At 39.5% G+C, this 24,466-nt stretch carries 22 protein-coding genes and 1 other annotated feature; of the genes, 3 read left to right on the forward strand and 19 right to left on the reverse strand.

Annotated elements, in window-relative coordinates:
• Window positions 1–60: 60 nt before the first annotated feature.
• From radC to K9B36_RS14215, 13 genes are all read right to left on the reverse strand, one after another.
• Window positions 61–732, reverse strand: coding sequence for a RadC family protein (radC, locus tag K9B36_RS14155; protein WP_223702955.1), 672 nt, complete (start codon window positions 730–732; stop codon window positions 61–63).
• 87 nt (window positions 733–819) lie between these two features.
• Window positions 820–1,377 carry a Maf family protein gene (locus K9B36_RS14160; RefSeq protein ID WP_223702925.1) on the reverse strand — a complete coding sequence of 186 codons (558 nt, stop codon included), beginning with the start codon at window positions 1,375–1,377 and terminating at the stop codon, window positions 820–822.
• A 168-nt stretch (window positions 1,378–1,545) separates the two neighbouring features.
• The gene (locus K9B36_RS14165; RefSeq protein ID WP_223702926.1) at window positions 1,546–2,673 is read right to left on the reverse strand and encodes a hypothetical protein; all 1,128 of its coding nucleotides are present in this window, start codon (window positions 2,671–2,673) and stop codon (window positions 1,546–1,548) included.
• 165 nt (window positions 2,674–2,838) lie between these two features.
• Window positions 2,839–3,567: a pilus assembly protein PilO gene (locus K9B36_RS14170; RefSeq protein WP_223702927.1), complete on the reverse strand. Its 729-nt coding sequence runs from the start codon at window positions 3,565–3,567 to the stop codon at window positions 2,839–2,841.
• Window positions 3,567–4,220 (reverse strand): PilN domain-containing protein, encoded by a 654-nt coding sequence (locus K9B36_RS14175; protein WP_223702928.1) that lies wholly within the window; start codon window positions 4,218–4,220, stop codon window positions 3,567–3,569. The genes K9B36_RS14170 and K9B36_RS14175 overlap by 1 nt, the downstream gene beginning before the upstream one ends.
• A 3-nt stretch (window positions 4,221–4,223) precedes the next feature.
• Window positions 4,224–5,204: a type IV pilus biogenesis protein PilM gene (pilM, locus tag K9B36_RS14180; protein ID WP_223702930.1), complete on the reverse strand. Its 981-nt coding sequence runs from the start codon at window positions 5,202–5,204 to the stop codon at window positions 4,224–4,226.
• A 24-nt stretch (window positions 5,205–5,228) separates the two neighbouring features.
• Complete coding sequence (locus K9B36_RS14185) at window positions 5,229–5,993, reverse strand: prepilin peptidase (RefSeq protein WP_223702932.1); 765 nt, start codon at window positions 5,991–5,993, stop codon at window positions 5,229–5,231.
• Between the two features lie 4 nt (window positions 5,994–5,997).
• Complete coding sequence (locus K9B36_RS14190; RefSeq protein WP_223702934.1) at window positions 5,998–6,501, reverse strand: type II secretion system protein; 504 nt, start codon at window positions 6,499–6,501, stop codon at window positions 5,998–6,000.
• Between the two features lie 97 nt (window positions 6,502–6,598).
• A complete protein-coding gene (locus K9B36_RS14195; RefSeq protein WP_223702935.1) occupies window positions 6,599–7,807 on the reverse strand; it encodes a type II secretion system F family protein in 1,209 nt (402 codons plus the stop codon).
• Entirely contained in the window at window positions 7,800–8,849 is a 1,050-nt protein-coding gene (locus K9B36_RS14200; RefSeq protein ID WP_223702936.1) for a type IV pilus twitching motility protein PilT, read from the reverse strand. The genes K9B36_RS14195 and K9B36_RS14200 overlap by 8 nt, the downstream gene beginning before the upstream one ends.
• A gap of 8 nt (window positions 8,850–8,857) precedes the next feature.
• Complete coding sequence (locus K9B36_RS14205; protein ID WP_223702937.1) at window positions 8,858–10,525, reverse strand: GspE/PulE family protein; 1,668 nt, start codon at window positions 10,523–10,525, stop codon at window positions 8,858–8,860.
• 29 nt (window positions 10,526–10,554) lie between these two features.
• Window positions 10,555–11,991 carry a VanW family protein gene (locus tag K9B36_RS14210; RefSeq protein WP_223702938.1) on the reverse strand — a complete coding sequence of 479 codons (1,437 nt, stop codon included), beginning with the start codon at window positions 11,989–11,991 and terminating at the stop codon, window positions 10,555–10,557.
• Window positions 11,992–12,018: 27 nt separating this feature from the next.
• Complete coding sequence (locus K9B36_RS14215) at window positions 12,019–12,387, reverse strand: hypothetical protein (RefSeq protein ID WP_223702939.1); 369 nt, start codon at window positions 12,385–12,387, stop codon at window positions 12,019–12,021.
• Window positions 12,388–12,599: 212 nt separating this feature from the next.
• Between K9B36_RS14215 and K9B36_RS17075 the strand changes: the two genes are divergently transcribed.
• The gene (locus K9B36_RS17075) at window positions 12,600–12,746 is read left to right on the forward strand and encodes an anti sigma factor C-terminal domain-containing protein (RefSeq protein WP_223702956.1); all 147 of its coding nucleotides are present in this window, start codon (window positions 12,600–12,602) and stop codon (window positions 12,744–12,746) included.
• Window positions 12,747–12,794: 48 nt separating this feature from the next.
• Here the strand turns inward: K9B36_RS17075 and K9B36_RS14225 are convergent, their stop codons facing one another.
• From K9B36_RS14225 to K9B36_RS14240, 4 genes are all read right to left on the reverse strand, one after another.
• Window positions 12,795–13,238: a GNAT family N-acetyltransferase gene (locus K9B36_RS14225; RefSeq protein WP_223702940.1), complete on the reverse strand. Its 444-nt coding sequence runs from the start codon at window positions 13,236–13,238 to the stop codon at window positions 12,795–12,797.
• Window positions 13,239–13,371: 133 nt separating this feature from the next.
• On the reverse strand, window positions 13,372–15,108 hold the full coding sequence (locus tag K9B36_RS14230; protein WP_223702941.1) for a sensor domain-containing diguanylate cyclase: 1,737 nt from the start codon (window positions 15,106–15,108) through the stop codon (window positions 13,372–13,374).
• Window positions 15,109–15,211: 103 nt separating this feature from the next.
• Window positions 15,212–16,522, reverse strand: coding sequence for a bifunctional folylpolyglutamate synthase/dihydrofolate synthase (locus tag K9B36_RS14235; protein WP_223702957.1), 1,311 nt, complete (start codon window positions 16,520–16,522; stop codon window positions 15,212–15,214).
• A gap of 63 nt (window positions 16,523–16,585) precedes the next feature.
• Window positions 16,586–19,228 (reverse strand): valine--tRNA ligase, encoded by a 2,643-nt coding sequence (locus K9B36_RS14240; protein ID WP_223702942.1) that lies wholly within the window; start codon window positions 19,226–19,228, stop codon window positions 16,586–16,588.
• Between the two features lie 80 nt (window positions 19,229–19,308).
• Window positions 19,309–19,551, reverse strand: a binding site (T-box leader).
• 185 nt (window positions 19,552–19,736) lie between these two features.
• Here K9B36_RS14240 and K9B36_RS14245 point away from each other — a divergent pair.
• Both K9B36_RS14245 and K9B36_RS16995 read left to right on the forward strand, forming a co-directional pair.
• The gene (locus K9B36_RS14245; RefSeq protein WP_223702943.1) at window positions 19,737–19,925 is read left to right on the forward strand and encodes a hypothetical protein; all 189 of its coding nucleotides are present in this window, start codon (window positions 19,737–19,739) and stop codon (window positions 19,923–19,925) included.
• Between the two features lie 144 nt (window positions 19,926–20,069).
• Window positions 20,070–21,374, forward strand: coding sequence for a globin-coupled sensor protein (locus K9B36_RS16995; RefSeq protein ID WP_317889880.1), 1,305 nt, complete (start codon window positions 20,070–20,072; stop codon window positions 21,372–21,374).
• Window positions 21,375–21,475: 101 nt separating this feature from the next.
• Here K9B36_RS16995 and ysxE read toward each other — a convergent pair whose 3' ends face one another.
• Window positions 21,476–22,519: a spore coat protein YsxE gene (gene ysxE / locus K9B36_RS14260; RefSeq protein ID WP_223702944.1), complete on the reverse strand. Its 1,044-nt coding sequence runs from the start codon at window positions 22,517–22,519 to the stop codon at window positions 21,476–21,478.
• Window positions 22,520–22,716: 197 nt separating this feature from the next.
• On the reverse strand, window positions 22,717–23,988 hold the full coding sequence (gene spoVID / locus K9B36_RS14265) for a stage VI sporulation protein D (RefSeq protein ID WP_223702945.1): 1,272 nt from the start codon (window positions 23,986–23,988) through the stop codon (window positions 22,717–22,719).
• Between the last annotated feature and the right edge of the window lie 478 nt (window positions 23,989–24,466).

A 24,466-nucleotide genomic window follows, 5' to 3' on the forward strand; every position in this document is an offset into this window, starting at 1 on the left:
GTTGTCCCTTCTCAACTCATGAATAATATTATAGCGTAGGATAAAGAAAAAGCATAGTACTTACATATAGCCTTTTTCTTTTAAGCTAATGAATTTCTGGTCACCAATTATTAAATGATCCAAAAGTTCTATGCCGATCAGCTTGCCGCATTCATTCAATCTCTTTGTCACTTCAATGTCTTCCCGGCTTGGAGATGGATCTCCACTTGGGTGGTTATGAAGGCAAATAAAAGAGGCAGCTGAGCGACGAAAGGCTTCTTTGAAAACCTCGCGGGGATGCACAATCGAAGCATTTAAACTTCCAATAAATACCGTCTGCTGATGGAGCACTTGATTTTTTGTATTAAGGTAAAGGCAAACAAAATGCTCTTGTGATAAAAAACGCATATCTTCCATTACATAATTAGCTGCATCCTCAGGGGATCGGATTACATAGCGATCTTCGTACTGCAATCGATGAATACGACGCCCAAGCTCTACAGCCGCTAATAGTTGTACAGCTTTTACTGAACCTATACCCTTTATATTGGTTAATTCTTCAACTGAAGCATCCTTAAATAGCCGCAAGCCTTCAAAGGACGTTAAAAGCTTGTTGGCTAGTTGGAGAACAGACTCTTCCTTAGTTCCGGTTCGCAGTATAATTGCCAGAAGCTCGTGATTAGACAAGCTTTGGGGGCCATCCTGAATGAGCCTTTCCCTTGGACGCTGATCTTCCGGGTAATCTTTAATCATTAACGTGGTTGTCGGTGTTCCCACTTTTTTTCCTCCTTTACTAAGTAAGCCTTCTGACTGAACCTAGTTGGAGGACATTTTTCCGCACTAAAAAAAGCTTTTTAGTTCACGAACCGTTCTAGACAAAGGAAGTCCTACCACGGAAAAATAATCACCTTTAATTTCCTTTACAAAGAGTGCACCCACTTCTTGAATACCATAAGAACCGGCCTTATCCATCGGTTCACCTGATTGGATATAATAGTCGATTTCTTCGTCAGTCAGACTCCAAAAAGTAACGGCTGTTTTTTCATAAAAAGTTACTTGTCGGTTATCGCTTATAATGGCCACTCCACTTATTACATCATGAGTATTTCCACTTAGCATCCGGAGCATGTGCTTTGCTTCTTCTGTATTTTCAGGTTTCCCAAGTACATGACCATCATAAACAACAATAGTATCCGCACCAATAACAACAGCATCTTTACAAGATTTAGCAACATCTTGTGCTTTTTGAAGAGCAAGGTTCATTGCAATTTCTTCCGGGACTTGTAGAGGGTCGAAGGTTTCTTCTACAGAACTTACCTTCACTTCAAAGGAGAGTTTTACTTGATGGAGAAGTTCCTTTCTTCTGGGGGATCCTGAGGCTAAAATAAGAGGTTTCATGTTTTATCACCTTTTCCAAATAGTTTTTCAAATAAGAGAGATACAATTCTATCGTATCACAAAAACTCTTCCCAAAACAATAAAACCAAAACCATATTTCTCAACCCAAAAAGCCTCCAAAATTCCATTTTGAAGGCTTTTTGAGATTTGGGGTCTGGCCCCTTTTGGTTAAAAAAGGAAGCTCGTTGCTTCTAAAAGTTTTTGCTGGGCGTCCCAGAGTTGCTGATTATCTTTGGTGGTTTGGTATTGTTGAAGGTTTTGGTAGGCACCTGTAAGATATTCTTTCCATTGTGTTGGTCCTTCGGTTAATTTCCCAGCCTCTACATCGGCTATTTTGGTATACTGATTATCTATCTTTTCCTGCAGGGCAGGATCCATTTCTTTTCCTTGCAATAAAAGTGATGAAGCTATCAGGAGTTCTTTGTAAAGCGCTTGTCCTTCTTGAAGAATGAGAACGTCATCTGTTGTTAGGGAGGTGAAGGTTTTTTCCGGGATCGTAAAATCCTTTGCATAGGTTTCTAGTCCTTTTTCAGTTGCCATTCCACCTAATGTTTTCATGCCTTCTACACTTTGACCAATTCCGACAAACACATATATCGGATCATTGTTAACAGCAGCTGCGGAGAATCCTTTGCTTTGAAACTGTTGAATTGTCGCAGTGGCTGCATCACTAGTAGTAAAGGCTCCACCTTGTAGCACAGCAATCGCTTGGGAAGCTAAGGTTACACTCTGCTCGCCAGTCGCTTTAGTTGTTTCATTCGTCCCTGTACCTGTTCCTTCTGTTACCGGGGCTGCTGCAGGCTGCGATGGATTAAGTGAACCATCCGACATATTCATTATTCCTAATATCAAGAATCCGAGACATGTTCCAATTCCGACAGCCATCAAGATCGATACTATTAGTTGCTTTGAAAAGGACGGTGATGCTATTTTCTTCCTGCCTAAAGGGGTAGGACGGTTTTTTTTCCCTTTTCCACCTTTAATTGTTCGAAGGTCTTCTATATAGCTTTTACTTTTTGTCTTTTCCTCTTTTTTGTGTGATTGTTTATTTTCTAGAACTGGTTCTTTGGGTAACACCCATTCAAATTCTTCATCTTCGTGTTTTTCTGCACTGGCCGCCAACTCGTCTACAATAATGATCGGTAAGTCTTCTTCTTCTGGAAAATCGTTACGTTCAGTTATTGTCGGGTTAGGGGTGAATGTTTCTTCGTACATATTTCCAACAGGCTTTCTATCCCCCTCATTAAAGCTTTTTTCTTTTCCATTAATCTTTATTTTCACTTGGTGCTTGTCCATCGTTACCACCTCCATTTACCTTTAGCAAGATCTTCCTCGATTAGTTTTGTTTTATCCTATCATAGGGCATAAAAAAAAGAACAAGACTTTTGTCGTCTTGTTCTAATAGTTTTCCGACACAATAATCAACAGTCAGTATGTTTCGACTGTTTCCTCGGAAATAATTTATTCATTGTCGATAAATGGGTTTGTCTTATTACTTGGCTCAGGAACTGAAATAGGAGGCAAATCCTCTATTAGATCCGTAAGCTCTGGATGGTAAAATGCCGATAGTTGTACAGAATAGTTAAGCGGATCAAAATTTTGTGTGACAGACGTAAGCTCGGGCTGACCGGTAAAAGCCACCGACTCTATTTGTATGACACGTGTCAAACTTTCCAAACTTTCTAAAAATAATGTCAGGTCTTCATAGTCATTAGATTGTACTGACAAATTGACTGTTACCCTTTTTAAACCTTCTGGCAAGTAGGCATCTTGCTGCTCTTGTTCTTGTTCTTCCATTTCTTCATCTGTTAAAGTCGTGTTCGATTCTATATATTCATCCAACGTGGTAGAGGGAGTAAAATCAGCGTCACCAAAGGTCATATTAATTATTTGGCTATTAGACAAAACTTCCGCTTTTTCCAACTCAAGAATCAGCTGTTCAATATAAGCTGTAACTGGAATCTTCCGCTGCAGTTCCATTGTGTTCACTAGATTAGCAGATTCTGATGCGAGCTGCTGATCTAACACTTGAATCAGCTGTTCCTCAATATTAATTTCCTGCCGTTTTTGGTCGATTTTCGCTTGCTGTGGTGCATAGCTTAAATAATAAAATAGGACAATCCCCACAACAAGTACGGTGACAACGGAGGCGAAGATGACATAATGTTTTCTTTCCAATTCAATATTCATCAGTCTTCCCCTCCATCTTCATCGTCGAGATCCGTTTCTGTATCCGTTAGATCCTCATCTTCGGTTTCTGGAACAATTTCTTCCTCGGCCTTTATTGCTTGACGGTCAAACGTGAGGTCGTACTGGGCAACATAGCGAGGAAGTGTATCGCTGTCCAAGTCCTCCGTAATAGAATTGGTATCAATACTAGATAAGTTTACCGTTTGAAAATAGTCTGCATTATTTAAATGATATAAATAATAAGCAGCATCTCGGGATTCATCAAATTGAACCGTCAAATTCATCGCACCAGTCTCCGAATAGCTGAAGCTTTGCACAAACCCCCGTGATGGAAGAAGCCGGACAAGTTCCTGCATCACAGGCACCATCTCGACAGGATATTCATCTGCCCATGCAACCGTACTTTCCAAACGTTGTGCAGAACTAGAGCTCTGAGGGCGGTTAAATGATTCTTCTTTCGCACTACGCAGCGCCTGAACTGTCTGCAGCTCCTGTTCCACTCTATCAACATCTTTATTGATAAGAGAGGAGAATACTAAAAGAAGAACAACAACAAGTAGAGCAAAAAAGATGCATATCCCATAAACAAGAGGGGTAGTAATGTTACGGGCCTGTTTTCTTGGTAATAGGTTAATATCTACTAACGTTTTCACTGGTTACACCTCTTTTAAAGCTAACCCGAGTGTAAAATAATATTTAGGGTCAACCACCTCTTGATCTTGTGTATAAACTGCTGATTCATATGTATCAACTTTAACGGTCATACGCTCGCTTAACTTAGAAAGCACTAAAGGCAGGTTCGGATGATCACCATAGAGAAGAATGCGGTTCAATTCTTCATTGCCTTCGTTAAGTGAGAATTGGAAAAAGTTCATGATTCTTTCGATTTCTTTAATAAAATCTTCTAAAAATAAATTAAATTGAACAATATCTCCCACCCAATCTAATTGAGTGTTTGCTTCAGATACTTCCCAATTTTTAATGTCTTGAGGCAACGCAATTGTTCTTACAAATACAGGAACATGCCCCATAAAAATACTCAGCGTGATACAGCTGACATCAAATTGAATGATGAGAAGATGATCCTTTTCATTACGTTGACCAAGTTCATAATAAAGTCTGTATAAGCACAAAGAAGAAACATCAGCAGCAGCCGGCTTTAGTTTCCTTTCCTCAAAAACGGTGGAAAGCTCGTTCACCGTTTCTTCAGGTGAAGCAAACAAAACCAGTTCTGTTTTATCGGAACGATTCAATACATTCACATCGAAAACAGGATCCTCAAACGGCAGGTGAATGGTGGAACCAAGCTCCAAATACAGATGACCAATTATTTCATCATCCATAATATTGGAGGGGATAGAAATCTTCCTTGTCACAACAAATTGATCGGGTACCACAAAACGAATATGCTTCCGCTTTAAACCCCATTCTTGCACACATTCATCAAAAATGAGACCAAAAATATTCTTATCGACGATTTTCCCATCACGAACAATATTTGGTGGTAAATACCGTTCCTTAGTCCGCTTAACTACTATAGGATCCAAGCTCTTTAACTCTACCATTCTAATAACATGATCTCGCAACGTAATATTTATAAAATTATTATGTTTTGGTTGTAAAAACGAAAATTCCATCCAGAAGAACTCCTTTAAAATTTACTAGAAAAGTAGAGAAAAGTACCAGGTTAATATTCTTTCCCCAGTAAAGTAGCTAATAAGTGCTGCTGCTGCAATGGAGGGCCCGAATGGAAACGGAACACCCTTTTTAATTTTCCCAAATAGCATTCCCACAATGGCTACAAGCATTCCAATGAGAGAAGCAAGGAAAAAAGTAAGAATAACCTGCTCCCACCCTAGCACAAATCCTAATACCGCAAAAAGCTTAATATCCCCGCCACCCATGCCGCCTTTGGATACTAGCGCGACAAGAAATGGTATGGCAAAGCCTACAGCTAATCCTATTAAGTGATCAGGAATAGACTGGTAAGGTATAAAGATTCTCTCCAAAATAAATAACACGAAAAAGAACAATAAAATCTTGTTTGGAATAAGCATATAATGAATATCAGTAATAACAATGATGATTAACATCGAGATGAGGGTCCAAGCAATTACCAGTTCATAAGTCCATCCCATAAGCAATGGCGCAAGGACAAAAAGAACTGCGGTTAAAAGCTCAAATAATGGATAAATAGGAGACACGGCCTGTTGACAATACCGACATCTCCCCTTGGAAAATACATATGAAAGGACGGGAATCAAATCAATTCCCGTCAATGTGGTCTTGCAGCTTGTACAATGTGACCTCGGAGCCACAATTGACATGCCCTTTGGAACTCTAAGGCCTACTACGTTGTAGAAGGAGCCTAGGAGGAGGGCGAAAGTAAAAGTTAACAAACTTTCAATGTAGTATAGAATAATCATATTATTATGGAGTAGTATTATTTACTTTCCCACGCTCTAAGAGGTTAACATCTACAGAATTTCCATTTGTTTCTTGAACCCCTCTATTATCACTGTCATTAACCAATTTCACTGATTTCACTACCCCGTTCTCAACTTTTACAAATGAAGTATTGGTATCAGGAAGTGTAGTATTAATGATAGTCTCTTCTCCTCTTATATAAGAGTCTGTATCACCATCTGGATCTTTCATAGTATCAATAAACTTCTCTTTTTCTAAATATCCAAGCGGAAGAAAAAACACTCCATCTTTTTGCAGATTTGCATTTGTGGTTACCGCTAATTTTGCCGAACTCACCATCTGCTGAGCATTCGCAACATGTGCATCCTTCTTACTATTATCTATCAATCCACCAATACTAGGCACAGCAATCGCAGCAATAATCCCTAAAATAACGACAACAGCAAGTAATTCAATCAAAGTCAAACCTTTTTCATTTTTGACCAGGTTCTTTATTCTTTTTAACATTCGTAATCTTCCTCCCATAATGGAAATTTGTTGGAACTATTTAATACTCTAATTCTATTATACTATTTGACACAATACAATATTATTCTACAGCAATCTATGCCTGAATATGATTAAAAATATCGAACATTGGCACTAGAATAGCTGTGACTATAGTCCCGACTATCGTTGCAAGTAAAACAATCATAATCGGTTCGATGAGACTCTTCAATCTGTCCGTAGCATTGTCTACTTCTTTTTCATAGAACTCTGCTATCTTGTCGAGCATCGCATCTAGTGATCCGGTGCTTTCCCCGATAGAGATCATCTGTGTGACAAGCGGCGGAAAGGCCCAATGATTTTTCATCGGGGTTGTTAGTGACTCCCCTCTTTCCAGTGAATCTCTGGATTCTTGCAGAACTCTAGCAATAACTTCATTCTCGGCTATCTTTTCTACAATTGCTATGGCCTGCAGAATTGGAACAGAACTCGAAAGAAGGGAACTTAACGTTCTTGTTAGTCTTGCAATTGATGCCTTTTGAAGCAGCTTCCCAAAAATGGGCATCCTTAACAAGAAAAAATCAAGATAATATTTTGATTGCTTTTGCTTTCTTAAAGCAAAAATACCAACAATAAACAAGACAATTAAGGAAATAAACAACCACCAATAAGCTTGCATCCACTCACTTGAGCCTAGTACAAAACGTGTTATTAACGGAAGTTGGGCGCCAAAGTCAGAGAACATTGCAACAAAGGTTGGCACAACCCCTACTAATAAGAAAATGATAACAGCAATCGCAATAACGCCAAGCACCAAAGGATAAGTCAAGGCGGAGATAATCTTCTGTTTTGTCTCATGTTGTTTTTCATACTGTGTGGCGAGCCGGTCCAGTGTGTCATCAATAGCTCCACTGGCTTCTCCTGCCTTCATCATGTTCACAAACATATTGGAAAAGATCTTAGGATACTTTGCAGTCGCAGTGGAAAGAGCGTTTCCTTGCCTGAGGTCCTCTTCTACATCTAAGAGCGAGCGTTGAAGTGCCTTGCTTTCTGTCTGATGTGCGAGAACATTTGTTGCTTCTACTACCGGCACACCTGCTCTTATCAGGGTAGAAAACTGTCGTAAGAATACGACAAAGTCATGAAGCTTTACCGGATTTCCAATTGCAATATCTTTGGTAAAGATTGATTCCGGAACTTCATCCATTTGCAGGACTCGGATTCCTTCTTCCTTTAGCTTAATAAAAGCTTCTCTTCTAGAAGAGCTAATAACGGAGCCATCTCTTTTTCCACTTTTATCTCGTCCGACATATTTAAACTTAGGCATGATAATTCACCGACTCCTGTAAAAAGCTCTCCGCTGAGACTTTGGAAATTTGACCTGATTGAATAAGTTCTCTTATACTCATCTCCAACGTATGCATTCCTTGGGCTTTTCCTGTTTGCATGACATTTTGAATTTGATGGATTTTCTCATTTCTTATCAGATTTCCTACAGCCGAATTGTTGATTAAAATTTCCGTAGCGACTTTCCGTGACTGTTTATCGATTGAAGGAAACAGTCGTTGAGAAATAATGGACACAAGCACTGATGCAAGCTGAATACGGATTTGAGGCTGCTGCGGGCCAGGAAACACATCGATGATCCGGTCAATCGTGGAAGGGGCACTTGTTGTATGCAAGGTTCCTAAAACAAGATGACCGGTTTCGGCTGCCGTAATGGCTGTTTGAATTGTCTCCAAATCCCGCATTTCACCTACAAGAATCACGTCCGGATCTTGCCTTAATGAAGCACGTAATCCATTGGCGAATGACTTTGTATCAAAGCCCACTTCACGCTGGTCAATCATACAAAGATTATGCTTATGTAGGTACTCTATGGGATCCTCAAGCGTAATAATGTGTTTTTTAGTTGTTCTGTTCATATAGTCCACCATGCTCGCGAGTGTAGTGGATTTTCCACTCCCTGTCGGACCAGTCACCAAAATGAGTCCTTGTTGCTTTTCCACGAGCCTTTGAAGGATGGAAGGCAACTCTAACGTTTCCAGAGTTGGAATGCTTGTCGGGATAATTCGAATAGCAAGTGCAACAGAGGATCGTTGTTTGTACGCATTCACCCTGAATCTTGAGGTGCCAGGCAAACTATAAGAAAAGTCCAGTTCCCCTTTTTCCTCAAAAGAGGACCACATAAATTCGGGAATCATTTGTTTGGCAATGCCGAATGTATCCTCCGGTAACAGAATAGATTCTCCATATCGTTTTAACTCACCATTAATCCGGAAAACTGGAGCCACTCCAACGGATAGATGAATATCAGACGCTTTATACTCAAACGCTGCATGCAGCCACTCTTGCAGTTTCTCTATCACAGTTCCACCTACTCTTGTAAGGCAACACGCAAAATTTCTTCTGTTGTTGTTAGCCCTTGTTTTACCTTCATTAAACCATCATCAATTAAGAATACCGTGTCCGCTTTATAGGCAAGTTCCCTGATTTTAGAGACGGATTGGTTATTCATGATTACTTTTCTCATCTCGTCATTCAAGACCAATAATTCATGGATCGCAAGACGGCCTTTATATCCTGTCATATTACAAGTACCGCAGCCTTTTCCCCTTGATACCTTCTCAATGGTTAAACCTCTCTTCGCGAAAATTTCCTTTTCACGCTCCGTCGGCTCGTCCTGTTTCACGCAGTCTCTACAAACTTTACGAACTAAGCGTTGGGCAAGTACTCCATTAACAGATGAACCAACAAGAAACGGTTCTACTTGCATGTCGATTAGTCTTGTTATCGTGCTAATGGAATCATTAGTATGAAGGGTACTTAATACTAGATGTCCGGTTAGAGATGCTCTGATTGCGACTTCTGCTGTTTCTTTGTCTCGGATCTCCCCTACCATGATTATATTAGGGTCTTGTCGCAGAATAGCCCGAAGTCCTTTTGCAAAAGACATCCCTACATTCGTATTAACTTGAATCTGATTGATGCCTTCTAGCTGATACTCAACAGGATCCTCGACCGTAATAATATTAACTTCTTCACTGTTAAGATGATTTAATCCTGCATAAAGGGTGGACGACTTACCTGACCCAGTAGGACCAGTAATAAGGATAATTCCAGTTGGTTTTGTGATCAGATCAATAAATCTTTCATAATTTTTTGCATTAAAACCTAATTGAGTTAAGTCGTTTAATGCGCTACTCATATCCAATATCCGCATAACAACTTTTTCCCCATATACCGTTGGAAGTGTTGATACACGCACATCAACAGGATGATAGTCAATATTGGTTTTAATACGTCCGTCCTGAGGAATTCGATGCTCGGTTATGTCTAAGTTACCTAGTATCTTAATCCGGGCAATTAAAACATTCTGTGTATGCTTTGGCATGGTTCTTTCTGTTTTTAACACCCCATCCACACGGTACCTAACAACAACCTTGGTTTCCTGTGGATCGATATGCACATCACTTGCCCGCTGTTGAACTGCATTCTGAAGGATTTGATTCACAAGACGTACAACTGGAGAATCGTCTTGGGTAATTCTTTCGTCCTCTTTGTTCAACTTGGTATCAGGCTCTGCAATGTCCATAAACTCATCAATGGCATCAGATACTTCATAATATTTATTGATAGAACGCAGAATATCGTCTTTCGTGGCGATGACCGGTTCGATCTCAAATCCTGTGGACAGTCGAAGATCATCAATTGCAAAATAATCCATCGGATCTGCCATTGCCACATATAACTTCCCGTACTCTTTCTTTAAAGGTATAAGAAGGTTTCGTTTTGCAAAGTCCTTGGCAATAACGTGCATCAATTTTTCGTCAAATGGATAACGATATAAGCTGACATGAGGAATACCTAGCTGAAACTCCAGTACCTCTATCAGTTGCTGCTCCGTTATTAGTCCTTTTTGCAGCAACGCATCACCGATTTTCTGGCCTTTAGACTTTTCCTTTAAAGTTAATTGCAGCTGTTCACTTGTAATAATTTCTGCATCTACTAAAAGATCGCCAAGGCGTTTTCTTGTTTCAATCATTGCTGTCACCTTTTCCCTTGCTTTTTTGTCTATTTTCCACCAGGGTTGGCTGGATTTTTTCCAGACTCATTATCATCATTTTCAGATTTATCGTTATCGTTATTGTTATTATTACCTGTCGTTCCTCCAGTATTTGATCCTGTAGAATTACCGTTGCTGTTATCTGTACTGTTTCCCGACGTTGTACCTGTATTAGTTCCCGTGTTCGTTCCTGAATTATTCCCGGTGTTTGTACCTGTGTTCGTTCCAGTATTCGTTCCTGTGTTGTCACCAGTAGTGTTCCCACTGTTCGTGCCAGGAGCTGTTACAGAAGGTGTAGTCGGGCTAGTTGCAACAGGTTTAGTTAAACTGTGCACTTCTACTTGCTGAATAGGAGCATAAAAGTCTTGAGCTATCACAGTGGTTTCCAATATTACTCCATCGCTGTCTGAAGCCTGTCTGACAATTACTGCATATTCCCCTGCTTTTCCGCGTTCTTTTACTTGCTTTTGATTTTGTTGAACGTGTGGTGAATATTGAACAACTGTTTTTGGTTGATATTTTTCCATTCTTTCCTCAACAATCTCATAGCTCAAAGCAAGAGGTTGACCGGTAATTGTAGCAGTTAGTTGGCTATTAACCATCTCTATCTCAATTGTAAGAACATGGTTATTAGGGTTCGCTAGTTGCAGGTCCATTGTGCCGTTTCGGAAAGCCGCTTCGTAACCTGCATCCGCCCAGGTTGGTAACTCTTTCGAAATATGTCTCTCAAGTATCGTCACGTTCGTTGGAAGAGACAACTGATAAAGAGCTGTAGCTAATACGCTGCTACTTTCATCGCTAAGGGTATGTCCTGCTTCTTGCAAAAAAGCATCTAAGGAAAAAGCAGTATTAGGCTCCAAAACTATGGTCGAAATACCTTCCAATTCCTCAACCAGACTTTTGTCTACCCTCAGCATTACTTCATGCAGCACTTCTTCAGTAGTACTATCTGATAAAATATAATCCGTTACGGAGAAACTTGTATCGCCGCCTTTTAATGTAGATGCAACATCGGTAATGTCACTTTTTAGTTTCTCTAAATCGATTTCGGAATTTATCTGGGTACTACCTGTTAGATTTTCGAGGTTTTTTAAGAAAACAGAATCCGGCAATGTGACCAGTAGCCTGTTTCCACTCCCATCTACCGCTTGATCCACAGATCCTTCGATATTAAAGGCAAAATCATCTTTATCAATAAGTGAAATATCTCCGGTCCATTCTAAGTAAATGCTTCCTTCATTTTTCCAGGATTCAACAGCTTGATGAAGATCTTCAATCGCTTGAGCTTTTGATTTATTTTCCACTAATTCTGTTCCTATTTGGGTTTCATTCTGAAATTTACTTGTAGCTATTTTTTCATCTATTACGGTTGGACCATATTGTCCAGCTAAAAATACAAGTAAAGTACCAGCTAGCATTACGGCAAATAGCTTAAGTCCTTGCATCCTTTTCCCCCCATATTTTACGTATTATTACCTTAGGTCATCTGAAAGTTTTTCTAGTTTCTTCCCTTTTCCGCTATAGTCATTTGATTTTACAAGTGTATCATCCTGATATATGTCTAAATTTGTCTCTTTTTTGGATGTGGTTACCTTCTCAATGTTTCGGTACATAAAGGCTCGCTTATGAAGAATAATCGTAGATAGTAAGAGGAGCAGAATGATAAGTAGTATAGAATGCCATGGAGTAAACAGATTATATATAGAAAAACCTATGAAACTTACAACAAGGGTTATTAGTGCAATGACCATTTTCCCTTTTATGCTAAAACCAAAGGAAAACTTAACTAATACCGCTAAAAATATTAAGAAAAATAGAAATCCAACAATATATGTATACAAAGCTCCACCACTTTCTTGATTTTTCCGTAATTTGTAGAAGTAAGTAAGATATTGTTATTGTATAATAAACCCTGCTATTTTGAAATAGAAGAATCGTAGAATAAAAACTTTACACCCTATTACTTCCTCAATCATTCTTGAGCAACATGAGACTTCCAGCTTCTAAAGTTTTTCCAAAGAAATAGTTTAGCAACATAAATTTATCCGAAACAATTGAACACCTTGAAACCAATGGTATTTCCCACTATGGCGTTGTCCTTACTGGCCCTTCGAAAGAACTACTGGCGCTTAAAGACGAAGAGTGGGTTGGTTTGATTGATGTTGATGTGGTTGAACTATGGAACTGGGTGGAATATTAAACGTTGAACAAAAAAAGTAGGAGTCCCCTTTATGGTGACTTCCTACTTTTAATTTGTATTTATAAAACTTATCTCCATTAGTGTCGACACTTCTCTAAAACCTAATTTCTTATAGAGCTTCTGTGCTGGATTGCCTTCATATACATTTAGTTGCACTGTAAAGATCTGTCTATATTTAAAATGCGCCAGTGCATAGTTCATTAATTCCATTCCATATCCGTGCTTTCTGTGAGCAGGAAGCACATAAAGTTCTAAAATCACGCCAACCGGCTGATAGTTCAGCGGGTTAATTGTTTCCCCTAAAAGGATCCATCCTCTAAGTACTCCATGGTGAACTAAAACTAGATAGTAACTATGTCCTGAAAAATAGGACTCTTTTTCAGGAATATTGTCTGTTTGTTTTATATAGCCTAAACTTGCTTCCTCTTGGACTTTCTTGGCATAACTCCGAATGAAGACCATTTCATTTGCATTAGCTAATCTAATAAACATGAAGAACCTCCCCTGCATTCCATGTAAAAGGTACATTCATGAAAACTATATTCTTACTACTCGTTATTAAGAATCTATTTCAAAAAAATAAAAGGGGCAGGGGAATCCTGCTCCTTTTGAGTGAGTGACTAAGTTATGACGTCTTCTTATACTCGGCCACTTTGTTTCTACCCGCTTGCTTCGCGCCAACATACATTGCCCGATCAGCATGTCGTATCAGATCTAACGTATCCTCGGCATCATCTGGTGCTGTAGCAAATCCGATGCTTGCCGTAACTCTAACAAGCTGGGCAGATGGTGAATTTCGTATATGTTGCTTTAAAGTAAAGGATCGGTTTGCTAGGTTTACTCTTATCTTTTCTGCAAGCTCGAAGCATCTGTTTCTGTCCATGTCCGGTAACAGAATTACAAACTCTTCCCCGCCATATCTTGCAACTGTTCCGCTATCCCCAACAATCACTGTTAGGCGGTCCGCTACTTGTTTCAGTATTTCGTTCCCGCTTTGATGACCATAAACATCATTTACCTTTTTAAAATGATCCAAATCGAGTAAAATCAGCGACAGGTTATCAAGATCACCAGTGTTTAACCTAGCATATTCCTGCTCTAGTACACTTTCAAAATATCTGTAATTATATAGCTTTGTTAAGCCACACCGCTCACTTCTGCGCTTTGTTTCCTCGTAATGACGGGCTTTTTCCATGGCAACACCAAAATAAGATGCAAGGATATCCATAATCATTAGCTGCGACTTATCATAAGCTCTTTTTGTTGAACTTGCCAGAAGCACCAATCCTTCAATCTTTTGATTTCGAGATACTGGCACACAGATAACGCTTTGAATGGATGGATGAAGGTGAGTAGAAGAAAGATGGCTCCATTCTTTTCTAGTAAGATAACAAATACTTTTTCTACTTTGCAAAATATAGCCTAATAGATCTTCATCCTCTACAAGTATTTCAGTGTTGATCTTAATATGATCATGTTTATCCATAACACGAAGTATTTTCAAGCCGGTTTCTTTGTGCACATCTATAATAGCAGCGTAGTCTACCGGAAACAACGTCGAGACTTTATCTAAAAATACATCCAGAACACTCTTGGAATCCAATCGTTCCGTTAATTGATGACCAATACCTGCTGCTTGCTGCAAAAAGCCATTTACCTTTTGACTTGTATGATAAAGTTGCAGGATCAGCGTCAGTATTACAAAAGGCAAGCCCACATAGAAAATCGCAACAATTCCCAGCTGTTCATATAGCACATAAAGTATAAGGCCGACTGGAAGGACAATCAGACTTGTTACTCCATCCCACTTGAAATCAGTCGTAACAAAACTTCTCTCTTTTTTTAATAGAACAGAATGTATAAAGTAGAGAGAAACCTGATTAAGTGTAAAATAAACCAGTTCATGTCCGATGATTGGTATGGCTAAATTGGTTTGTAATAACTCGATATTTCCATGCGTTCCACCGAGCATATAGAACACAAATCCGCTTATTAAGGAAATAGAAGAGAACATTAAAAGATTAATAGGAATCCTGATCAAATTCTGCTTGTTTAGTCTGATATAGAGCATAAGAGCTACTACCGAAATAATGGTAATCATCATTTCTGCAAATAAACCAAATGAAAGAAATACTGCAAGTGATACGCCCTGTGTCAAAAATATTGGAACTTCGCCTACAACTATTGGGATAAGGGAAAGTATGATAATAAGAATGGCGAAACCTAAAAGATGAAGGAACGGCAATTCCTCAAGTCCAACAGGAGAAAGCTGATACCCTAACCATAGAACAAGTGGAAATAGCAAAAAGAAGCTAGTCCAAATTATTTTTGTCATACGACCACCTACTGCTTGAGCTACCATACTTACCCCTCCCCTCTAACATAATTTTCAATCAATTAAAGCAATAAGGTAATTTTATCAAATTTTCTAACATTTGTCACAACAAATATAGGTTATTTTTCCCTTAGTCCTTTTCCCTGTTTTCTATGAAAATAGTCCTAATTTCTGAAATGAAATATAAAGAACCAGTGATAATCAGTATTTCCTCTTCTTTTAAAGTAGGCACAATGGACTTTATTGCTTCTTTCCATGACTCATAATATCGCTTTTTCTTATGGCTGCTTTTTACATAAAGCTCTTCTGCTTTTGCCGCCCTTGGGAATTCAAACGAGGTAAAAGTGATAGAAGTGGCAACTGTATCCAACATGCTGATCATTTCCTCTAAAGGTTTATCCGAAAGTGCACTAAAAAGTACATGCACCTTTTGATTAGAATGGCGAAGCTCTATCGTTTCTACAAGCTTTAAGATTCCTTCTTTGTTATGTGCACCATCAACAATTATGTCGGGACTTTGCGAAACTTTTTCCATCCGGCCTGCCCAGAAGGCCTTTTCTAACCCTTGTCTTATGGAGTTTTCTTCTATAAAAAAAGAATAATAGCTTTTCACATAAAGGCAAGCCATTACCGCCAATGCAGCGTTATCAACTTGGTGACGACCTTTCATTGAAACATCCAGGTTCTCTAGTTTTCCAATAGGGGCCGTCATCGAAAATCGTTCACCATGCTTTGTTGGCTCATATTCTGTAATACTAATTTCCTTTGGCAGCCTGTATAACTTAGCTTTCTTTTCTTTTGCAACCATAGAAATTACTTGAAGCGCATCTTCTTGTGTGGCAGCAGTAAGGACTGGCACACCCTGCTTAATAATTCCAGCCTTTTCAAAAGCTATCTTAGAGATGGTGTCTCCTAAGATTGCCTGATGATCATGGCCAATGTTCGTGATGATGGAAACTAACGGATGGATAATATTCGTCGAATCAAAGCGCCCTCCAAGACCCGTTTCATAGACCGCAATGTCCACAGGTTCCATGGAATAAAAATAATAAAAGCTCATGGCAGTGATGACTTCAAATTCTGTTGGACTGCCAAGGTCATGCTGTTCTAGTTCTTCTGCCAAAGGCTTAATTAGATTTACCAGCTTCACCATATCTTCATTAGAAAACGGTACACCATTGATACTAATTCGTTCATTAAAACTTTCAATATAAGGAGAGGTAAACGTACCAACTCGGTAGCCTGACTCTTCTAGGATGTTCCGGATAAAGGTTACGGTAGAACCTTTCCCATTTGTTCCTGCTACATGGATGGTTTTGATTTTACGGTGTGGGTTGTTGAGTCTCTCCATCATCCATTCCATTCGCTTCACACCAGGCTTAATACCAAAACGGAGCCGGGAATGAATCCAGTTTAAAGCTTCTTCGTATGTATTGATCATTAATAGACTTCCCTTCATTTTTATAAAGGAAAGACGAACCCACATTGGATTCGTCCTACTTCCTTATCCCTTAAGCTCTTCCATACGAGCTTGAACTGCTTCGCGTTTTTCTACATAGTCTTTTTCTTTTGCTTTTTCTTCCTCTATAACATGATCAGGTGCTTTTGCGATAAAGCCTTGATTCGAAAGTTTCTTCTGCACACGTTCTACTTCTTTATCAAGTTTGCTTAATTCTTTTTGTAAGCGTGCCATTTCTTCTTCAAGATTGATCAAACCTTCTAGAGGTAGTATTAATTCAGCTCCCGTAACAACAGCTGTCATCGCCTTCTCATCCAAGGACACATTTGTACCGATCATAAGTTCACTTGGGTTACAGAAGCGTTCTAAATAAGAACGATTGTGCTCTAATTTAGTAGCAATTTCTTCTGTTTTAGCTTTAACCAGTAATTTAACTTTCTTGCTCATTGGTGTGTTCACCTCTGCGCGTACATTTCGTACGCTGCGAATGATGTCCACTAGTAAACGCATATCAGCTGCTGCTTCTTTGTCTGTTAGATTTTCACGTACTTCAGGCCAGTTTGCAACAGTAATTGATTCGCCTTCATGTGGAAGCTGCTGCCAAATTTCCTCGGTAATGAAAGGCATAAATGGGTGTAAAAGACGCATCGTATTATCTAAAACATATGCAAGGATAGAACGAGTTGTTTTCTTTGCAGCTTCATTTTCCCCGTTTAACGGAAGCTTTGCCATTTCAATATACCAGTCACAAAAATCATCCCAGATGAAGTTATAAAGAGAACGACCTACTTCACCGAACTCGTATTTCTCGGCAAGCTTAGTTACAGTTTCTATTGTTTCGTTTAAGCGAGTCAAAATCCATTTGTCCGCAACGGATTTTTCTCCGCTTAGGTCGATATCTTCAAATTTCATATCACCCATGTTCATCATGGCAAAGCGGGAAGCGTTCCAAATTTTATTGGCAAAATTCCAGGTTGCTTCCACTTTTTCATAGCTAAAACGCAAGTCCTGCCCTGGTGAACTTCCAGTTGATAAGAAGTAACGCAATGAGTCTGCACCGTATTTTTCGATAACATCCATTGGATCCACACCATTGCCGAGAGATTTACTCATCTTGCGTCCTTGCTCATCACGAACAAGTCCGTGAATAAGAACATCTTTAAATGGTCGCTCTCCTGTGAACTCCAGCCCCTGGAAGATCATGCGAGATACCCAGAAGAAGATAATATCATAACCGGTTACAAGAGCATCTGTCGGATAAAAGCGTTGATAGTCAGGTGATTCTGTTTCAGGCCAGCCCATTGTGGAGAATGGCCATAATGCAGAGCTAAACCAGGTATCAAGAACATCGTTATCCTGCTCCCAATTCTCGAGATCAGCAGGCGGTTCATGATCAACATGCACTTCACCTGTTTCTTTATGGTACCAGGCAGGAATGCGATGTCCCCACCATAATTGACGGGAAATACACCAGTCACGGATATTTTCCATCCAACGCATATACGTTCCTTCAAAGCGATTTGGTACAAAGTTTACCTTGTCTTCTTTTGATTGAAGGTCTATTGCCTGATCTGCCAATGGTTGCATTTTAACAAACCATTGTGTGGAAAGGTAAGGCTCTACTACTGCCCCACTTCTTTCACTATGACCTACAGAATGCATATGCTCTTCAATTTTGAAAAGAACACCACTTTCCTGAAGATCTTTTACAAGTTGCTTACGACACTCAAATCGGTCCATGCCTTTGTAAATCCCGGCTTTATCGTTCATGCTGCCATCTTCGTTCATGACAAGGATACGCTCCAAGTTGTGACGATTTCCGATTTCAAAGTCATTCGGGTCATGAGCAGGTGTAATCTTAACTGCACCAGAACCGAAATCCATATCAACATAATCGTCCGCAACAATTGGAATTTCGCGTCCTGTAATCGGAAGTGTAACATTTTTGCCAATCAAATGCTTATAGCGCTCATCTTCAGGGTGTACTGCTACTGCAGTATCGCCAAGCATCGTTTCCGGACGAGTGGTTGCGATCTCAATATAGCCTGTGCCGTCTGTTAAAGGGTATTTCATATGATAGAAGGCACCCTGAACATCCTGGTGAATTACCTCAATATCAGAAAGAGCAGTTTTTGTAGCCGGGTCCCAGTTGATAATATATTCTCCGCGATAGATGAGTCCTTTTTTGTAAAGTGTGACAAAAACTTCACGAACTGCTTTGGAGAGACCTTCATCTAAAGTAAAGCGTTCACGGCTATAGTCCAGACCAAGTCCGAGCTTTGACCATTGCTGACGGATATGTGCTGCATACTCGTCCTTCCATTTCCATGTTTCTTCCACAAATTTCTCGCGCCCAAGGTCATAACGAGAGACACCTTGAAACTTTAATTTTTCTTCTACTTTTGCTTGAGTTGCAATTCCGGCATGATCCATCCCTGGAAGCCAAAGAACATCAAACCCTTGCATGCGCTTCATACGTGTAATGATATCCTGTAAGGTTGTATCCCAAGCATGACCTAAATGCAAACGTCCTGTTACATTTGGTGGTGGAATTACGATTGTATATGGCGTTTTATTCTGGTCATTTGTTGCCTCAAAAAAGCGACCATCCAACCAATATTGATAGCGGTTTTTTTCGATTGTCTGTGGATCATATTTAGTTGGAAGATTTACTTCATTCATTTCCATCGGTGTTCCTCCTTAAGATTGGTTTATATTTTTTAGGTGTGTAAAACAAGCAAAACAACAAAAAACTCCCTTCATCCAAATAAAAGGACGAAAGGAGTTAAGTTTCGCGGTACCACCTTTTTTCACAAAGAATAGATAGACTATCCCTTGTACTCTCAAAAAATTTTTAACGGCTCTTCACCGGTTTCAACTACTAAAAGAATCGTTCATTGAAACTACTCCAGGGCGACCTTCCAACTTGACCTTCCTAAGAAACCTTTCAGCAGATGGTTTCTCTCTCTAAAGGAGCCAAACATTGTACTCTTCCCTATCACTGTATTTATATATAATTTCATTATCCTTCTATGTTACAAAATAAAACCTCTAATCGTCAATAAGCTTCTCCAATTTTTTATTAAGATATTCCTCAAAATAATTAATTGTGCATATTTGGGCACTTTTTTCACTAAGGTTCATAAAGTATAAGTATAGCCATTGATACGCAGTTGCAACTTAAGGAGGTACATCGATGCGAAAATATAACCCTTATTCCTTACCGCCATGGCTTAGACAGGTCCGGGGTGTTTGTGCGCAATTTATAATTCCAATTTGTATTTTTCAAGGAATCCGCACCATTTTCTTACCGACCACCTTTGATGTTTTAATACTAGCAATTTGTATCGTCGTTGCCATTAGCTTTCATTATGAATGGATATAATTACACTTAGACGGTTAGATTCAGCATCTAACTGTCTATTTTTTGTACTCAGCACATTTGATGTAGCAAATTATTCTAACACTCGCCATAATACAGTATAAAGATAAGATTTTATTACCATTGACAAATAAAAAGGAGCATCCGATGCTATCATTTAAGCAAAAAACAAAAGCACCTGCCTATACGGCAATTATGCAATTCCCATCCAAAAGCGAGGTAGTACCCTTGCAAGAGAAAGATCTATCCTATCGTTTGTACTATATGGGTTTTACAAAAGAACATTTAAAGGCACTTCAAGAAGCAAAGCCTGTTGTTTTTGAAATATTGGATGAAGTGTTACAGAAGGTTCTAGAGCATTTATATAAACAACCGCCTCTTAAAAGGGTGGCAACCGACAACTCTAGCAAAGAGAGACTAGAAAAAGTATTTCGCCATTATTTTCAAAGTTTGTTAAGTGGCGAACTAGATGAGACATTCTTTATGATGCGAAAAAGAATTGGACAAACTCATAACGGTGTTCATTTACCTGTCACATGGTTTTTAGCAACTTATTCTGCAATGCAGACGCTATTGCTTCCTAAAGTTGTCGAATGGTTCCAAGATAAACCTTCTCAACTTGTAACCACTTTAACAGCATTAACACATATTATTAACCTTGATTCTCAGCTTGTTGTAGAAGAGTACATTCACGTCAGGATCGATCTATTGGAGCAGGCAAATGAAGAAAATCGAAATCTACATACTGAACTAACGAAAATGAGTGAAGAAGTAGCCTCTACCGTTCATGAAACCGAAGATACGATTCAGAATGTAACAATTAAGGCAGAAGCTGTTTTAAAAGAAACCGATTTAACGCAACGAAGCAGCAAAAACCTGCTTGGTCTTACCAAAGAAAACGAAGTGCAAATGGAAAAGATGGTAGATAATTTCGATGAGGTTATGCATGAAGTAAAGCAATCCTTAGAAGAAATGGAAAGCCTTAAGTCTATCTCAGAAGAAATTGTTACAATGACACAAGGTATTGATAATATTGCAGACCAAACAAACTTACTTGCTCTGAATGCTTCTATAGAAGCCGCTCGCGCAGGAGAGGAAGGAAGAGGCTTTGCTGTGGTAGCGAGCGAGGTTAGAAAGCTTGCGGAAAGCTCAAAGGATTTAAGCAGTAAAATAAAAGTTCTCATAAACAAAAGCGAAAATCAAATATCCAATGTGACAGCTCATATGGATCTTATGCATAGAGTTACCTCGCAATCCCAGCAGAACATTCGCCAGGTTACAGGCGGCCTTCTAACAGTCAAAATGGAAATGGATAATTATGTGGAACGCTTTAATAAAAATAAAGAGGACTTAGATTCTATTGTGCTTGCTTTTAAAGAAATAAATACTACCACAACAAATTTGTCGACATTAACTACTACTCTATTGAAAAAAGCTGCGGTGGAAAAGTAGAAGTAGAGGACTTTGTATAACACCGCTGTTGATCTCCGCAAAAGGTTATGCTTTCTGCGGGGCAACCTTAACTTTTTAATAACCTAAAAGGCCACACACCTTTATCCGGTGCTGGCCTCTTTATTTTTGTTTTGTTCTTCTATTTGATTAATTCTACCAGCCACATATTCAATATTCTTTGCCTGCCAATAGCTACTTTGCACCCTTTTTACCAACTCTCTCTCTGATACTTTACTGCGAGTAGGATCTGCTGGCTGTTGAAATTGTTCAAGAGTTTTCATAAATGTTGTAGGATGAGATAAATAACTTAAAGTAAGGTCTTTTTCGTATCCCTGCAGGCTAAATTCTTTCTGGTACTCATAAAACCAATCAATGCAGTCGTCGCAATAAAGTGGATAGGTCTTTAAATAGCGTTGGTAGAAGGAAATAATATCATTTGTTGGCGGTCCTTGCTTTGCTCTTTCCCAGCTTATAAAATACCCTCTTCCTTCTGTATCTTTCACAAAGTGATGAAACGAGATCCTGCCATGTGTCATAGCTACACGATGCTGTTTTGTTTCTTTTATTGCTTCCTGCCAGCTTTCAAGCTTTTGGAAGGAGAACTTTTGCGCCATCGATATTTCATGAGCGTACGTACACACCTGCAGTTCAAAAGGCGACATATAAATTTTCTTTTCTGCCGCATCGACGAACTTCTCCAGATTTTCTTGTTCTTTCGTCCACTGACCAGAGACCCTTTCATAGTAGCTCGTTATCTCTTCTTCCTCGTATTCTTTTTCAGCGACAGTCATACTATGAAGCTTCGCAAGCTCTTTGAACATTAGGCTATCTTTAAAATCTAGTTCACGCTCTTCCTGATCCTCAATCCACGGCATCAAATAATAGGCGTGGTTTACTTCTTCTATAAAATAAAACCCCTGCTTTGTTTGATAGATTGGAACAATCATTTTGACTCCCCGCTTATAAAGCGAATGGATGTTCATGAATAATGGATATGCATGTTCTTTTCTGATCCTTTTTAATGCAAATGCACCCTTATTCGTGACTATTCTCCATACGCCTCCGTGCTTCTCCACATATTCTGCACTTATTCCGTATTGACTTAATATACCCGCTAAATTTATCTCTTGTGTGATCATTTTCATTACTCACTTTCCTTTAGAATTATCGGTAGGAAACGAGCGACCTAATTTTAAAAAGGCTTTTCTGGGGTAGTAGGCTGTAAAAAATCTAATTGCCGAGTTCACCGATCTGACAGCACCAATTTTTCAAGAAAAGAGCTTCCTAAACAGAAGCGAGAGAGGTCTCCCTCCCTCACATATGTTTTATTTTGAAATCCTTGTTATAGTTTAGAAACTGCTTTGACAGGGATGTATAATAACTGTCCTTCATGTACATTATCCTCGGTAGACAAGCGATTTGTCCGTATTAGTTGTTGAATCGTCACATCATACCTTTCGGCAATATGATCAATTGACTCTCCTTCTTGGACAATACATATTTTAAGCCTTGTAAATTCTTCCCCTTCTTCTTCAGCAAAGATTTTCGTTAAGGAAAGTGAGTTCTCGTCTGAGCTCTCTTGCATTACTTCCGCCTGTTCTTCAACTCTCGGCTCCTCTTGCTTGGTTTTTCTCTTCTCAAAAAACGATGCAATGTTATGTGGCTTATCCTCTGTCTCTGAATTTGATTTATTGTTAGACTGAAAAGCATATGTTGGTGTAAAGGAATCTTCTGTTGTTACGGTTTCTGTATAATCGTGCGGTGTATGAGATGTTGGTTCTACATCATCAAGTACCGCATTTTTTCTTGCTTCCACTTCAAATGGCTCATACTCACCATGATTGTTATAATCATACTCGACATTCTGATCTATCTCGTGTTGATTAAGAATTTCTTCTTCCTCATCTTCTTCATCGGTTGCATAATATGGAACATGTTCTTCTTCACGGTTATTATATTCTTCTGAATTTCGAAACATCGGTTCCCATTCGGGTTCGTTTGTTACATTGAATGCTGGTACAAATTCTTCTTCTCTTTGCTCGTCACTATTCTCAACTTCTTCTTCATACTGAAATTCTGCTACTTCTTGCTCGTCCTGAGCATCAGCTATGTCTACCTGGTTTTGTGCTTCTGCTACTTCTTCTCTATCCTCTTCTGCGTCTACCACCGGTACACTTTGTTGGTGACCGTAAATACCTGAAATCGATAGTTCCGCATCTAATTGTAAGCAGCCTCGAGCTGGTACGCTGTAGTCAAACGATTCAATCGCCACATAAATGTCATCTAAACTTTGAATCCGGTTCTTTGGAATAGTGATATCAACAGGAAAGCGGTGCTTTAAGGCACATAAGCCCTCTTCTCTTTCTTCCACTTCCTGCACCATTCTTGCTTGAGTAAAAGGACGATATTCCTCCTCTTCCTCGTCTACCTCGTTCTTATGATATTCTCCGGATAATAATAAAGCTCCCCTGATGGAAACATATTGATCCTGCTCGTAAATTTGAATTTCTGGATCTAACGCTATGGAGATTAATTCAGAAACTTCCTGTCCTTTTTGAAACCAAACAGATTCTTCTACTGAAAACCGCAAGCACGATTGTTGTTCTGAAGACAAAGGGGTTCCTCCTTTCACACCTAAAAAAATTTGCTATATCAATAAAGATGTATGTTTGTGGTGGGGGGATTATGAGTGATTGGGGAAAGTTTTTGATTTTTGGGTTTTGATTGGGTTGGCTTAAGACCGGGGTCTGACCCTCGCGGGGTTGGTTGTGGTTTGGTTGGGTTGGGAGATCGGAGCGGGTGGTGTTTCGGTTTAGGCGGGTGGGAGGGTCAGACCCCTGGCAGCGGAGGGGTTGGGAGTGAGCGGCGTTTGGGATTTTGGTGGGTGAGGGGAAGTTTGGTTTTGGGGGGTGGGAGGGTCAGACCCCTGGCAGCGGTGGGGTTGGGAGATCGGAGCGGGTGGTGTTTAGGTTTAGGCGGGTGGGAGGGTCAGACCCCTGGCAGCGGTGGGGTTGGGAGTGAGCGTCGTTTGGGATTTTGGTTGGTGAGGGGAAGTTTGGTTTTGGGAGGAGGGATGAGTTTGGTGGCGGTTA

It is taken from the genome of Sutcliffiella deserti (assembly GCF_020037475.1).
GTDB lineage: Bacteria > Bacillota > Bacilli > Bacillales > Bacillaceae_I > Sutcliffiella_A > Sutcliffiella_A deserti.